We start from the raw sequence: 13,648 nt of genomic DNA, 5'->3' as shown, positions 1-13,648 counted from the left end.
AAATAATATAATCAAGGAAGACCACCCTAATTTACGCACAGTTCTCAATCCCTGGAGACATCCTTATTTTTTCTTGCCAATGGAATGACAATTACGACGTAAAAAGCCAATAATTCGACATTTAACGTGTTAAATTTTATTGTTATTTTTTAATCTTGCTGTAAGGCAGATGAGTGTGTTATAGATGGGTGTGATTGACTTTTAAACAAGGATGATGAAATGGACTTCCCGCGTTTTTTTGTCTGTTTTTTTCTTTTTCTGGTTTCTTTTGGAGCTTGCTCGGAAACGCCAGATAGGAATATGGGTATTGCTTTTGTACATGGCACCAATGACCATCGCGAAGATGCAGATGGTGGTTATTGGAAAAGGAGTTTTATCAATTCACTGGCTTCAGCGCTTCCCAATCCAGCAAACCACTACATTGTTCATTGCGATTTTAGCCATTACATGTGGCATGAAGAAGCGGCAGGATGCCTGGCTAGCCAATTACTCGAATTTGTTCATGAAAAACAAATTAAACATTTGACGGTTTATACCCATTCCAATGGTGCAAATGTCATGCGCTGGATCCTTTCCAATCCCACCTATGATCCGCGTTTCATGCTTTTGTCTAAAAAAATCCATCATGTCATTGCTATTGCACCATCCAGTGGCGGTACACCATTAGCTGACGAAGCAATCGATGGCAACGGCTTTGAGGACGAAGTAGCCTGGCTACTCGGTTACCGCAATGATTCCGTGAAGCAACAGCGCGTTGGTGATATGGCGCTCTTTAATGATGAAATGTTATTTGGTAGTAAAGGACGGCCCTCTTTACCAATTCCTTTTCATGTTATTGTCGGCTCCGATGTTAATGCCTCACCGTTAGACAAGGAAAGCTATTGCAATCAATATTTATTGAATGCGGCATTAAAAATCACCCAACATTATCTGGATGACTGCTCAGATGGTTTCTTGGATTGTGATTCACAAATGACCGCCGGTCTTTTCTGGTTTTATGATTGGCAAAAAACGAAACAACAAACCCCCTTGAGCCATAATCAAAGTCGCCATTCATGCTTTGGTTTGGACGATATTCTACGGAAAGCACTATTTGCACAAGGAGCAATTCAATGAGAGGTCAGCTATTTATTTTAACACTATTGGGAGCACTACAGGCGCAGGCAATGACCTTCCCGCAACAAGCACTCAAACCCTATGATTGCCAGCGTTGTGAAAGTCTCCCGCGAGAGACTCTCAGTACAAGTTGGCCAACCAACAATAATCCTTTAGGGCATAAAACAAAGCATCAACAAAAAAGTCGTAAATACAAGATAAAAACAACCTTTGGAGAATTAAAAAAAGGGGTTGTTATCAACACACAGGCGCCTGGCGCCATCATTCGTATTACGCCTCTAAATCGAAAATTACCTGCCAAACCTGACTTTCGCATTAAAAATAGTAAGGGGGTTGATTTGACCCTGATTGAAGCCTCTGCCTTGTTTTCCAAAGAAGAAGCGCTACAAAATACTATCTTTAATGGCCGCGATCTAATTCTCTTACAATTAAAACCGGAATTAGGGGCCGGGGAATTTGTCTTAAGTAGTTCTACACCCACGTTAAAAGATAATGAAGGCTACCTTATCCATGTTTTTGATAAGGATGCAAAAACCTATTTACACGTCAAGACTGACAAAGCCCACTATCAATATGGGGATGAATTAGTGGCTACCATTTCTTTTCAAGATGAAGAGCAACACTATCGTATCGATGCCATTGATGCCTCTTTAGTCAATGCCAATGGGGATACCATTCCTTTAAATCTGGAAAAAATAGAAGATGAAAACTACGAAGGACATGCAACCCTCCTATGCGATAAAGATAGCCAGGGAGGAAATTGGTATGTGGAAGTCAAAACGACTGCAACACTTAACGCGCAAACCGTTAAGCGACAAGGCCACTCTGCATTTTCTTATATCATTCCCTCTGCAGCAATTCGGGAAATCAAAAAAGCAGGAACTGCCCCGCTAGCTTTTTCTGCGCGCGTTGAAGCAGCTACTGATAGCCGCTATGCCTTGCAAGTCGTTCTTTATGGCAGTGATAAAGCAGGAAAAATACACCCCATGCAAACAGCCCAAACTGCCGCTTGGCTAACTGCCGGCCTGCATGATTTGGATTTTTCATTTGATTCCGAGCTAAAAAGCAATTATAAAGCTCCCTATTATCTTGGCTATGTTCATTTAACCGATTTGGGGCAATTAAAACAGGTTTTTGAATTCAATACGCCAATCGCACTCACTAAACTAGGGGAATAATGGCTTATTTTGCTGACTTTCCATTGCTTGAGGGCATCGCCATAGCGATTGCCCTCCAATTCTGTCTTTTATTGTGGCTTATCCGTCGTCAATACCAACAGCGTCAAAACATTGAAACCCAGCTCGATAAAACGCAGCAACTGTTCACTAACCAATTGCATCAGTTGCATCTTGAATTGCAGCAAGGTTATCAAGCGAGTCAGCATAGTATTAGCGAAAAAATTATGCAGGGCCAGTTAACGAGCCAGCAATTAATCAGTGACATTGTACAACGACAAATGACCGATGTCAGGGAACAAATGAGCCATAGCTTTAAACAGCATGCCAGTTCGCTTTCCTCTCATCTGCAAACGTTGACAGAAGAAATACGCAATCATCTTCATAGCCTCACCCAGCAAGTGAACCATAAATTAACCGAAGGCTTTGAGAAAACATCCTCAACGTTCACTGATGTCGTTAAGCGCTTGACCATTATTGATGAAGCACAGAAAAAAATTACGGAGTTATCTAGCCATGTGGTCAGTTTACAAGATGTCCTGGTAGACAAACGGGCACGCGGTGCTTTTGGTGAAGTCCAATTATCAACGTTGATTGCCAATATGATTCCCAGCACCCACTATCGAATGCAACACACGCTGAGCAATCAAAAAAGAGCGGATTGTATTTTGTTCCTGCCTGAGCCGACAGGCAATGTTGTCATCGATGCCAAATTTCCATTGGAAACTTTCCAAAAGCTGATGATTACGGATGCGACCTCCGTAGAGCGAAAATCATTGCAGCAACAATTTCGTCAAGATTTGCAAAAACATATCAAAGACATCGCTGAAAAATACATTATCCCTAATGAAACCACCGATGGCGCAGTCATGTTTATTCCTGCCGAAGCCATTTTTGCTGAAATTCACGCCAACTACCCAGAAGTGATTGCCCTCGCCCAACGCTTGAAAGTCTGGCTTGTTTCACCCAACACCTTAATGGCTGTCTTAACGACAGCAAGGGCTGTTTTAAAAGACGATGCTACCCGTAAACAAATCCATATTATCCAGAAACATTTGCATGCCTTGGCCGATGATTTCCAACGTTTTGACAAACGGATGGACAAATTATCCAAACATATTGATCTTGCTCATCAGGATGTCAGTGAAGTCAGTACTTCGGCAAAAAAAATTACCCAACGTTTTCAAAAAATTGAATCGGTGGAATTGGACATGCAAGAATTAGAAAAAACGATCCCGATGCTTGATTCGGTAGAAGACTAGCTTCTCATAGATTGCTTCAAGGAGCACAGCTTTCCTCACCCAGGATGGCAGTTATTTCTTCCACGGATGAAGAATTGGCTGATAGGGCATTACCTTCCATTGCATTGAAATATAATGCCTGGTTGCATGCAACCAGGCTTTCAATGAATCATTCTTCTTGTTCCCCAACCTTACAATTCAATGAGTCCTCAAAAATAATGTCATTGTTAGATCAAGAAGATAACTTCTTTTTAATTCCGTACCTATGGTATGCTAGAAAAATATTAATTGATGGGATCCCTCATGCGCCTAAAGTGTTGTCTGCTTGCCATCACCTTTTTTTTCCTTACTTTCTCTGTAAACGCCGAGATTATTTCCCCCAATGATCCTCGATGTAGATACGACCAACCTTACATACCAAGCTGTGCCAAAACTGTATGCTGTGGTGATATGGGTGGTATTAATTACTGCGATTCTTCAGCAGGCCGCTATGTGTGTAACAATGGCTATTTCTCATCCTGCTATTGTACTCGACATGCGGTGATGGATTTACAAAAATTGCAAGGTTGCTGTTTATGGCAAGGCGGGGTTTTCTCCACAGATGAAACGGGACTCGTTATTTGCAATAACGGAGGTATCTCCCAAACTTGTAGTGGGGAACCACCCTATCAACCTATTTCAAGCTGGCAATAATCTGTCAACCTGTCGTGCTTTATGCACGGCATCCAAAACTACATTGCCTGACTCGCGCAGATGGGAATCACCCGATTCTCACCTGCATGTAAAAGAGCCAATAGACTGGACAAGCTATCCTGCAAACCGCATAATTCTTCTATTTAGTGCGGCGCAAGCATGAACAACACCCCTCTTATAGAAATTAAGCAGATCGATAAAGTCTATGGTGGTGCTAAGATACTGAATAATATTTCTTTATCAGTATATAACGGCGAATTCCTGACCCTGCTTGGTCCCTCCGGCTGTGGAAAAACTACCCTGCTGCGTTTGATCTCAGGCTTTGAGCAGCCTACAGCTGGCGCTATTTATATTAATGGCCAATGCGTTAATTTGTTACCACCACAAAAGCGTGATGTTCATACCGTTTTTCAAAGTTATGCTTTATTTCCCCATTTAACCGTTTATGAAAATGTCGCCTTTGCCTTGCGTTGTAAACGGGTTAAGGAAAGTGAAATTGCGCAGCGAGTTACAGAAACCCTGCGTCTGGTGCAGCTAGAAGCCTTTGCTGAACGTAACATCAAACAATTAAGTGGCGGTCAGCAACAACGTGTCGCAATTGCTCGCGCAGTGATCAATCGACCGCAAGTGTTACTGCTTGATGAACCATTAAGCTCGCTGGATTATCGCTTACGCAAAGACATGCAATATGAACTTAAGCAATTGCAAAAAGCGTTAAAGATGACCTTTATTTTTGTCACCCATGATCAGGAAGAAGCCCTGTCCATGTCGGATAGAATTGTTATCTTTAACCACGGCCATATTGAACAAATCGGTACACCAAGAGAAGTGTATGAAACCCCAAGCAATCTTCATGTGGCAATGTTTATTGGTGAAGCCAATATTTTCGATATCACTGTTGATGCGTTGGAAGAGCAAGACTTACTCACCAAAATTGAATCGGTCACACTACGTTGTAAAAACACAGCCCGATTTCAACCAGGTGATAGAGCACACCTCATCATTCGACCTGAGGATATTCGGGTGTGGAGTCTTAATGAAGTAGAAGATACGCAAGAAATGCTGCCAGGAAGGATTGTCGATATTGTCTATAAAGGGTCTACCGTTGATCTCAAAGTAGAACTACCCTCTGGCAAAATCATCAACGCATCGGAATTTTTTGATGAGGACGATGATAAGCTGGAATATGTGGCAAATGAAACGGTTTGGGTCGAGTGGTTACCCGGCTGGGAAGTTCTATTACCTTATGAACATCAATAATCTTGGTGCTGAGGATTAAGATGAAAGTTAAATCACCTTCTCTTTACTTGACTTATACCTGGCTATTCATTTTTAGCTTTATTCCCTTAGGTTTGGTCTTGATAGCCAGTTTTTTATCGCGAGATAGCAGCCATCTGGTGAACTTACCCTTTACATTAAACAATTACACAGCCCTACTAACCCCTGTCTTTGCCAAGATTTTTTTTCGTTCCTTATTGATTGCTTTAGTTACCACGGGATGCTGCTTACTTATTGCCTACCCTTTTAGCTATTTACTGGTTAAATCAAAACATCAATCATTATTGTTATTATTGATTATTATTCCCTTTTGGACGAGCTCACTTGTACGTACTTACTCCCTAATTGCCATACTCAAGTCCAAAGGAATTATCAACGCCATTCTGTTGCAATTACATTTGATCGATACCCCACTCGCGTTACTATACTCTAATTTTGCAGTTATCAGTGGGCTGGTTTATAACTTATTTCCTTTTATGGTCTTACCTATTTTTACCAACATGGAGCGTTTTGATTTCAAACTGATTGAAGCAGCGAAAGATTTAGGAGCCAATAAATGGGCTATCTTTTTTCGCGTGTTCTTACCCAATACCGCCAGCGGTATTATTGCAGGCTGCTTATTGGTGCTATTACCCGCAATGACTTTGTTTTACATCCCTAACGTACTGGGAGGGGCTCGCTCTATTTTGTTAGGTAATTTAATTCAAGATCAGTTTCTGGTGTTAGAGAATTGGCCGCAGGGCTCAGCAACCTCGGTGGTATTAACAGTCCTTTTACTGATTTTATTAATTATTTATCGTCGCCAGAGTAAGGAGGTATTGCATTGAAGGCCTTGGCGCAAAAAACATTTTTGAGTCTTGTTTATCTCATACTTTATTTTCCTATCCTGGTTTTGATCGTTTATTCAATCAATAACACCAAGTTTTCCCTGCAATGGCATGGCTTCTCCTTACGCTGGTATATAGAACTTTTTCATGATCGCGGTTTATGGTCTTCTTTTCTACATTCCATTATATTAGGACTCGGCGCATCCATTGCAGCCACTACGATAGGTGTACTAACCTGTGTCCATTTGTTTCTCTTTCGCAGTAAGCACAGCCATTTCCTATATGCCTTATTATTATTGTTGATTATTATTCCGGATTTGGTTCTTGGTGTCGCCTTGCTTTTATTTTTTAATGCCAGCAATATTCCTTTAGGTTTTTCAAGCTTATTAATTGCACATATCACGTTCTGCATTCCTTTTGTGGTGTTAACCATCAACAGCCGCATTCATACCCTTGATCCCAATATCTATTTCAGTGCTCTGGATTTAGGGGCCAGCCGTTGGATTGCCTTAACTAAAATTCTGCTGCCCTTATTATGGCCAGGCGTTTTAAGTGCCTTTTTGCTTTGTTTCACTCTATCGTTCGATGATGTCATTATCAGCTATTTTGTTGCTGGCCCTGATTTTAATATCTTACCTCTCACCATTTATTCCTTGGTTAGAGCAGGGGTAACCCCGGAGCTGAATGCCTTATGTACAATTACTCTGCTGATATCGATGGTATTAGTTATCATTTCACATCGCTTATCGGGTAAATCAGTATGAAAAAAATTCTACGCTTTTTTCTTCTAATGATATCGGCTTCTTTTTCTGCCCATGCCAATAAAGTGGTCAATGTCTATGTCTGGGGAGGAGAAATTCCCAAAAAGGTAATACAACAATTTGAACAACAAACAGGGATTAGGGTTAATTTTTCTACCTATGACAGTAATGAAACGATGTATGCCAAATTAAAAGCAAGTGGCAAAAGTATTTATGATGTCATCCTTCCCTCTGCTTATTATGTTGAGCGCATGCAAAGACAAGGTATGCTCACACCACTTGATCAAGCTCGTTTACCTAATCTTGCCAATTTGGATGAACGCTTTACCAATAATAACTATGATCCAGGCAACCGTTATAGCGTACCTTTAATTTGGGGGGCTACGGGCATCTTTTTCAATCGAGACTTCGTCAAAATGACACCGCGTAGCTGGAATACCCTCTGGCAAAGTCGTTGGCGCCGACAATTGATGTTGCTCGATGACTCGCGAGAAGTGTTTGCTATTGCCTTGATGAGCCTCGGATTTAATCCTAATGATAGCGATCCCAAACACATTGAGGCGGCCTATCAACGCCTGCTGGCGCTGGTTCCTAATATCAAATTATTTGCCAGTGACAGTATTCAGGCAATTATGATCGATGAAGATGCCATAGCCGGCTCTGCCTGGAATGGTGATGCTTTTAAAGCTCATGCAGAAAATAACAAAATTGACTTTGTTTATCCAAAGGAGGGCTTTGTAATTTGGGTTGATTGTTTGGCAATGCCTCTTAGCCCGCCGCATCCTGATGAAGCCTATCAATTTATTAATTTCATGCTCCAGGCTGAAACCAGTGCGAAAATTGCACTCGCCGAAGGGCATGCGATTACCAATGCGAAAGGACGCGAATTATTACCTAAATCAGTGAGTGAAAATAAGGTTGTCTACCCCTCAGCCGAAACACTTAAGCGCGGCCACTTTCAACGCGATGTTGGTGAAGAGACTTTGGCACTCTACAACCTTTATTGGCAGCAATTAAAACTGGCCTTTTAATGCTGCATGGCTATAAGGTGATTAATCCGAGGGGAAAATGATTATTAAGATAACAATCTTTTTGAAATACCTTGAGATATCATCATAATGTTTTCAATACTCATTCCTACTTTTTTGGAACCAAGCTGATCGTTTATTTGTTTCCATACCGCATCGGAACGAATACACTCCAAAAAATCATGCCCAAGCCAGCTAAGGCGAATTAAATGGAACCCATGCGGAGAACCACCAGGCGTTTTATGGATTTTGCCTTTGATTAATCCCGCTTCTTCCAGTATTTCCAAATGGTAGGAAATTTCGTTGTGTTCATCCATAGGAAAACTGTCTAATGTCAACAGTGCATTAGGTGAAAGCTCTTCCACTTTGAAGAGAATATTTCTAATCATATCCCAATTACGTTTCATAATTATCTAACATTAGTTCGCTTATAAATACTATAGTGTGAATTTAGGAATGTATAAATTTTCCGAAATTCTACAAACATCCAAAAATCATTAGCCAAAACGATTAGCACTAAATGGTAAGGGATTCGTTATCAAATCGGAACCCGTCATCATCTCGGCAACCAGACGCCCAGTCACAGGACCCAACGTTAGCCCATGATGGGCATGCCCAAAAGCAAACCATAGTCCTTTATGGCGAGGAGCCTGGCCAATAATGGGAAGCATATCCGGGGTACATGGGCGGCAGCCCATCCACGGTTTTTCTTCAAGTCGTTTGGTAATAGGGAAAAGCGTACGTGCAATAGGCTCTACACAATTAAGTTGTACTGGCGTCTTTCGCGAGTCACGAGGCGCAAATTCAGCGCCCGTCGTTAGCCGGATTCCGCGTGTCATCGGAGCCATAACATAGCCATTTTCCACATCCAAAACCGGGTGATTGAGGCATGCATCCGGTTTCATATCATAATGCATATGGTATCCACGCTTAACAGCTAGTGGGAACCGATAGCCAAATCGAGCACTCAATATATCCGACCACGGTCCTAAGCTAATCACAGCAGAATCTGCTTTAATCTCGCCCTGCTCTGTCTTGAGTGTCCACTGATCAGATAGCTTGCAGGCATCGCCAAAGAAAAAGCGCCCGCCAATACGCTCAAAGTGCTTTGCATAAGCAGCAACCAACGCACCAGGGTCACTGACCGCCTCAGACTGCGTATAACGAAGGGCGCCTAACAAAGACTGGTCAAGATCAGGTTCAATTTGGCGTAAAGTCTCGGCATTCAATTCCTCAAATTTGGCACCATGCTCGGCCAGGCATTTTTCAGCAAACCTTGTTTCAACATCCTGCTTTTTTGCACTACGAAAAACCTTAAGCCATCCCCCGGATCGAAACAAATGTTTAGCACCTGCTGCCTCAGCCAGCGAATGATGTTCCGATAAACTATATTGGATTAACGTAGCATAAGAGCGAGCAATCTCGGCGTGGCGGGATGGGTGAGAGTGAAACCAGTATTTCCATAGGAAAGGTGCCAGTTTTAGTAAGGAAGTTAGGTGATATCTGGCCTCCGGTGAGCGGTTCAAAGCATATTTAATCAGGGAACCAATATCCCTTGGGAAAGCATAAGGATACACACCTTCACGCTGAATTAGTCCGGCATTGCCAAACGACGTTTCACTTCCTGGAAATTTCAGATCCACCAAGGCAACAGAACGTCCGCGCATTTGTAAATGCGTGGCAACCGATACACCAACAATTCCGCCGCCAAGCACAAGGGCATCAAATTTCATAGGCCAGGCTCTCCATTGCTGAAAAAATGTCATATAAAAGTTCGCCTAGCATAATGGCCAATTTTACCTTAATTAGCAAATCATTGTACTAATTTCAGTTTGATCGTTTCCTAACAAGACATTTACTTAATTATTTCTGGCGGGAGCAACAAATTTACCTAGTGACCTGACACTTTTTACAGCTTGAAGAAAATTTGGATGCATTGGATTAATGATCAGATTTTTTTCTTCATGAACCATTACTGAAGGAACTGCAAGGGCCAGATATTTTTCTTGATTAAACAAATGAATTTCAGCAAATTCTCTTGTTTCATCTGATGCAGGACATAAATTCCACTCTTTAGGTAAATCTGAAATATCTGCATAGAAGGTTAATTTTTCAGGAATTTCTATAGAAAATCTATAATAGCTATACCCCGAAACAGTTAAACCGTGGTGAGCCAACCATTCTAACGTACATAACGAAATAGACTGAGAACAATAGATTACCTTTCTACCCTTATAGCTCCATCGCCCTGAAACATATATCCCGCCTTCTCCGGAGAATACCTGCCCAACACTCTCACTCTGTGTAGCACGATACCATAATGTCATTAACCATATATTCCATATTTAATTTGCATTAATGTTTGCTCAACGAGCCGATGACCGACTTCAGTATCTAACAAATCCATAGGAGCCTGATCTCCTAATGATGGAATTGGTCTATAAAGCCAATTCTTTGCTTCATTTTTGCCTATAACTTCTTTTGCTAGTTGCGCTACAGAAATTAATCTTAAAAACTTTTCAGTTGTAGATGGGTCCAGAAGAGCATGGGTTCTTTTTTTTGCAAAATAAGTTGATTTGGGAATTTGCAAACTATTAAGGATATCTTTCACAAAAAAAGACCATTCATTAAGAAAATGCTCAATAAGTTCTGGTGAAACACCCTCTCTTATTATCTTAATTTCTTTAATTGGATCTTTCAGATTATTTATTAATTGGGTCGCACGCATAATACCTCCCGCTTGCTATAGTATAGTACAAATTAAAACCCAATCAAGTCCAAAATTGGAATATCCATTCGCAAGATGCTCTTAGTCTGGATAAAACGCCAAGTTTACTGACTTGTGTGAGGGCTTTTGCTAGAATCTCCACAAACTTATCGCCCCCAGAGTGTCATGTCTGTTAGCCATACTCCCATGATGCAGCAATATTTACGCATCAAAGCCGATTACCCTGATATGCTTCTCCTTTATCGCATGGGTGATTTTTATGAGCTTTTTTATGATGATGCCAAACGCGCAGCGCAACTGCTCGATCTCACCTTAACTCATCGAGGGCAATCGGCCGATAAACCAATACCAATGGCTGGTGTTCCTTATCACGCAGTTGAAAATTATCTGGCACGCTTATTAAAAAAAGGCGAATCTGTCGCCATTTGTGAGCAAATTGGGGATCCAGCTACGAGCAAAGGCCCTGTTGAGCGCCAGGTCACCCGTATTATCACACCAGGAACAGTAACGGATGAGGCGCTTCTCGATGCGCGACGAGACAATATATTACTTGCCATTCACCCTCAGGCTAAACAATATGGCCTGGCTTGGGTCGATTTAAGTGGCGGCCGTTTTCACTTGTTACAAGTAGCCGATGAAGAACAACTTATTGCTGAAATCAATCGTCTGCAACCAGTAGAAATTCTGCTGCAAGATGCCACTGCTATCAATTGCCTACGTAATAATGAGCGGGTAAAAATTCGCCCGGCATGGGATTTTGCCCCCGAACGAGCCCGTCAACGTCTATGTGAGCAATTTGCAGTTAGCGATTTGAGTGCTTTTGGCGAAAAAGAATATGGCAATGCCTTCCCCGCGGCAGGCTGTTTATTGGCTTATCTAGAAGCGACGCAACGCCAGGCTTTACCGCATTTAACCAGTATAACGCTGGAACAAAATAGTGATTATTTGCAATTAGATGCTTCCACACAAAAGCATTTAGAATTATTTGAAAATTATCAAGGAGGACGAGAAAATAGCTTGCTCGCCGTTCTTGATTACACAGCCTGCGCGATGGGTAGTCGTTTACTAAAGCGCTGGCTTGGCAGGCCCCTGAGTCAACATGGTGCAATCCAGCAACGTCAGCAAGCAGTAAAAGAACTGATTGAGAAAAAACAAGATACTCTATTACACCCACTCTTACGACAACTCTGTGATGTAGAAAGAATTGTCTCCCGTATTGCGCTCAAATCAGCCAGACCTCGTGATCTGGTGCAATTGCGGCAGACTTTGGCTCTCTTACCCGAATTGCATGCAATAGTTGCCCAAAGCAAGGCTTCCTTAACACAAACACTGGCAGGACAATTAGTTACGCAGCCAGTATTACTCAACCTCTTAACTGCGGCGCTTGTCGATAATCCACCCATGTTAATTCGTGATGGTGGAGTGATTGCTACGGGTTTTGATGAAGAACTCGATGAATTAAGAACCTTAAACAACCATGCTGCGGAAAAACTTATTGCCTTGGAAAATGACGAGAAAAACCGTTCCGGGCTCTCGTCGCTCAAATTTGGCTATAATCGCGTGCAAGGCTATTACATTGAGTTATCACGCAATCAGGCAGACAAAGCCCCGGCTAATTATCAACGTAAACAGACGTTGAAAAATGTTGAGCGCTATATCACGCCGGAATTAAAGTTATTTGAAGAAAAAGTCTTATCCGCAGAAGTCAAAGCCCTGGCAAGAGAAAAATGGCTGTATGAAAATTTACTCGAAGAAATACAACAATACATTACTTCACTCTCTCAATTGGCACAGGCAATTGCCCAACTTGATGTACTCAATAATTTTGCTGAACGAGCACAAAGCCTGAAATGGTGCTGCCCAGAATTAGTTAGCAAACCCGGCATTCACATTCATGCCGGACGCCATCCGGTGGTTGAACAAGTTCTGCAACAGCAATTCATTGCCAATGATTTAGAGCTGGATGATAAACAAAATATGCTCTTGATTACCGGCCCTAATATGGGAGGTAAATCGACCTACATGCGCCAAAATGCTTTAATTGTCTTGCTCGCACATCTAGGGAGTTATGTGCCGGCCAGGCAGGTACAAATAGGTCCTATCGATAAGATTTTCACACGCATTGGAGCTAGTGATGATCTGGCCTCAGGACGCTCTACCTTCATGGTCGAGATGACTGAAACAGCCCATATCCTTCGCCAGGCAACGTCTAAAAGCCTTGTCCTTATTGATGAAATAGGCCGGGGAACCAGTACTTATGATGGGATGGCCTTGGCCTACGCAACCTGTATCTATCTGGCTGGCACTGTCAAGGCCTACAGTTTGTTTTCTACTCATTATTTTGAATTAACCCAGTTACCTGAACAAATGGATCGCATCAGAAATATTCATTTACAAGCCACATTGGCAACAGGCCGTATTGTTTTTTTATATCGGGTAGAAGAAGGCCCTGCCAATCGCAGCTATGGCCTCGAAGTAGCGCAACTTGCCGGCATTCCCGCCGAAGTTTTGCATCTTGCTACTACTCATTTGGATCTGGTTCAACAACAGTCCCCTCAACAACCAGCCCCTGCAATTACAGTGAAACCCTTGCCACCTGTACTGAGTGAGTTAGCGAAAATTGATGCCGATAATCTTTCAGCTCGTGAAGCACTCGAATTGGTCTATCGTCTAAAAGCATTGGAGGTAAACGAAATCACAGATTAGATTTTTTTCAAAATTTAGAACCTGCCTTGTAACTACGGGACTCGAATACTGAAAATACTGGCATCGAAAGAAGTCTACTGAGGTAATATGTTATC

General features: G+C 42.0%; 13 protein-coding genes. 9 read left to right on the top strand and 4 right to left on the bottom strand.

What is annotated here, in order from left to right; genetic code table 11:
- Positions 1 to 219 precede the first annotated feature (219 nt).
- From Lfee_RS02495 to Lfee_RS02460, 8 genes are all read left to right on the top strand, one after another.
- Complete coding sequence (locus Lfee_RS02495; RefSeq protein WP_058443709.1) at positions 220 to 1,116, top strand: hypothetical protein; 897 nt, start codon at positions 220 to 222, stop codon at positions 1,114 to 1,116.
- Positions 1,113 to 2,294, top strand: a complete 1,182-nt coding sequence (locus Lfee_RS02490; RefSeq protein WP_058443708.1) for a DUF4785 domain-containing protein — start codon at positions 1,113 to 1,115, stop codon at positions 2,292 to 2,294. Before Lfee_RS02495 ends, Lfee_RS02490 begins: the two co-directional genes overlap by 4 nt.
- Positions 2,294 to 3,553, top strand: a complete 1,260-nt coding sequence (locus Lfee_RS02485; RefSeq protein ID WP_058443707.1) for a DNA recombination protein RmuC — start codon at positions 2,294 to 2,296, stop codon at positions 3,551 to 3,553. The genes Lfee_RS02490 and Lfee_RS02485 overlap by 1 nt, the downstream gene beginning before the upstream one ends.
- A gap of 282 nt (positions 3,554 to 3,835) precedes the next feature.
- Positions 3,836 to 4,225 (top strand): hypothetical protein, encoded by a 390-nt coding sequence (locus Lfee_RS02480; protein WP_082646549.1) that lies wholly within the window; start codon positions 3,836 to 3,838, stop codon positions 4,223 to 4,225.
- Positions 4,226 to 4,384: 159 nt separating this feature from the next.
- Positions 4,385 to 5,485 (top strand): spermidine/putrescine ABC transporter ATP-binding protein PotA, encoded by a 1,101-nt coding sequence (potA, locus tag Lfee_RS02475; RefSeq protein WP_058443706.1) that lies wholly within the window; start codon positions 4,385 to 4,387, stop codon positions 5,483 to 5,485.
- Between the two features lie 20 nt (positions 5,486 to 5,505).
- Positions 5,506 to 6,330, top strand: coding sequence for an ABC transporter permease (locus tag Lfee_RS02470; protein WP_058443705.1), 825 nt, complete (start codon positions 5,506 to 5,508; stop codon positions 6,328 to 6,330).
- Positions 6,327 to 7,094: an ABC transporter permease subunit gene (locus tag Lfee_RS02465; RefSeq protein ID WP_058443704.1), complete on the top strand. Its 768-nt coding sequence runs from the start codon at positions 6,327 to 6,329 to the stop codon at positions 7,092 to 7,094. The genes Lfee_RS02470 and Lfee_RS02465 overlap by 4 nt, the downstream gene beginning before the upstream one ends.
- Positions 7,091 to 8,122, top strand: a complete 1,032-nt coding sequence (locus Lfee_RS02460; RefSeq protein WP_058443703.1) for an ABC transporter substrate-binding protein — start codon at positions 7,091 to 7,093, stop codon at positions 8,120 to 8,122. Before Lfee_RS02465 ends, Lfee_RS02460 begins: the two co-directional genes overlap by 4 nt.
- Before the next feature lie 44 nt (positions 8,123 to 8,166).
- Here the strand turns inward: Lfee_RS02460 and Lfee_RS02455 are convergent, their stop codons facing one another.
- The 4 genes from Lfee_RS02455 to Lfee_RS02440 form a co-directional block, all read right to left on the bottom strand.
- Entirely contained in the window at positions 8,167 to 8,526 is a 360-nt protein-coding gene (locus Lfee_RS02455) for a DUF2513 domain-containing protein (protein WP_058443702.1), read from the bottom strand.
- A 90-nt stretch (positions 8,527 to 8,616) separates the two neighbouring features.
- Complete coding sequence (locus Lfee_RS02450; RefSeq protein ID WP_058443755.1) at positions 8,617 to 9,852, bottom strand: NAD(P)/FAD-dependent oxidoreductase; 1,236 nt, start codon at positions 9,850 to 9,852, stop codon at positions 8,617 to 8,619.
- Positions 9,853 to 9,978: 126 nt separating this feature from the next.
- Entirely contained in the window at positions 9,979 to 10,446 is a 468-nt protein-coding gene (locus Lfee_RS02445) for an RES family NAD+ phosphorylase (RefSeq protein ID WP_058443701.1), read from the bottom strand.
- Positions 10,446 to 10,847 carry an antitoxin Xre/MbcA/ParS toxin-binding domain-containing protein gene (locus Lfee_RS02440; protein ID WP_058443700.1) on the bottom strand — a complete coding sequence of 134 codons (402 nt, stop codon included), beginning with the start codon at positions 10,845 to 10,847 and terminating at the stop codon, positions 10,446 to 10,448. The genes Lfee_RS02445 and Lfee_RS02440 overlap by 1 nt, the downstream gene beginning before the upstream one ends.
- A gap of 165 nt (positions 10,848 to 11,012) precedes the next feature.
- Between Lfee_RS02440 and mutS the strand changes: the two genes are divergently transcribed.
- Positions 11,013 to 13,553: a DNA mismatch repair protein MutS gene (gene mutS, locus Lfee_RS02435; protein ID WP_058443699.1), complete on the top strand. Its 2,541-nt coding sequence runs from the start codon at positions 11,013 to 11,015 to the stop codon at positions 13,551 to 13,553.
- Positions 13,554 to 13,648: the final 95 nt, after the last annotated feature.

Origin of the sequence: Legionella feeleii, from assembly GCF_001467625.1 — a bacterium.
Lineage (GTDB): Bacteria > Pseudomonadota > Gammaproteobacteria > Legionellales > Legionellaceae > Tatlockia > Tatlockia feeleii.
The sequence above is the reverse complement of the archived record's forward strand: the minus strand, read 5'-3'. Positions and strand labels throughout refer to the sequence as shown.

Excerpts from the sequence above, each read along its gene's own strand:
- Lfee_RS02495 (WP_058443709.1), top strand. The coding sequence starts at position 220 with ATGGACTTCCCGCGTTTTTTTGTCTGTTTTTTTCTTTTTCTGGTTTCT.
- Lfee_RS02490 (WP_058443708.1), top strand. The coding sequence starts at position 1,113 with ATGAGAGGTCAGCTATTTATTTTAACACTATTGGGAGCACTACAGGCG.
- Lfee_RS02485 (WP_058443707.1), top strand. The coding sequence starts at position 2,294 with ATGGCTTATTTTGCTGACTTTCCATTGCTTGAGGGCATCGCCATAGCG.
- Lfee_RS02480 (WP_082646549.1), top strand. The coding sequence starts at position 3,836 with ATGCGCCTAAAGTGTTGTCTGCTTGCCATCACCTTTTTTTTCCTTACT.
- potA (WP_058443706.1), top strand. The coding sequence starts at position 4,385 with ATGAACAACACCCCTCTTATAGAAATTAAGCAGATCGATAAAGTCTAT.
- Lfee_RS02470 (WP_058443705.1), top strand. The coding sequence starts at position 5,506 with ATGAAAGTTAAATCACCTTCTCTTTACTTGACTTATACCTGGCTATTC.
- Lfee_RS02460 (WP_058443703.1), top strand. The coding sequence starts at position 7,091 with ATGAAAAAAATTCTACGCTTTTTTCTTCTAATGATATCGGCTTCTTTT.
- Lfee_RS02455 (WP_058443702.1), bottom strand. The coding sequence starts at position 8,526 with ATGAAACGTAATTGGGATATGATTAGAAATATTCTCTTCAAAGTGGAA.
- Lfee_RS02450 (WP_058443755.1), bottom strand. The coding sequence starts at position 9,852 with ATGAAATTTGATGCCCTTGTGCTTGGCGGCGGAATTGTTGGTGTATCG.
- Lfee_RS02445 (WP_058443701.1), bottom strand. The coding sequence starts at position 10,446 with ATGACATTATGGTATCGTGCTACACAGAGTGAGAGTGTTGGGCAGGTA.
- Lfee_RS02440 (WP_058443700.1), bottom strand. The coding sequence starts at position 10,847 with ATGCGTGCGACCCAATTAATAAATAATCTGAAAGATCCAATTAAAGAA.
- mutS (WP_058443699.1), top strand. The coding sequence starts at position 11,013 with ATGTCTGTTAGCCATACTCCCATGATGCAGCAATATTTACGCATCAAA.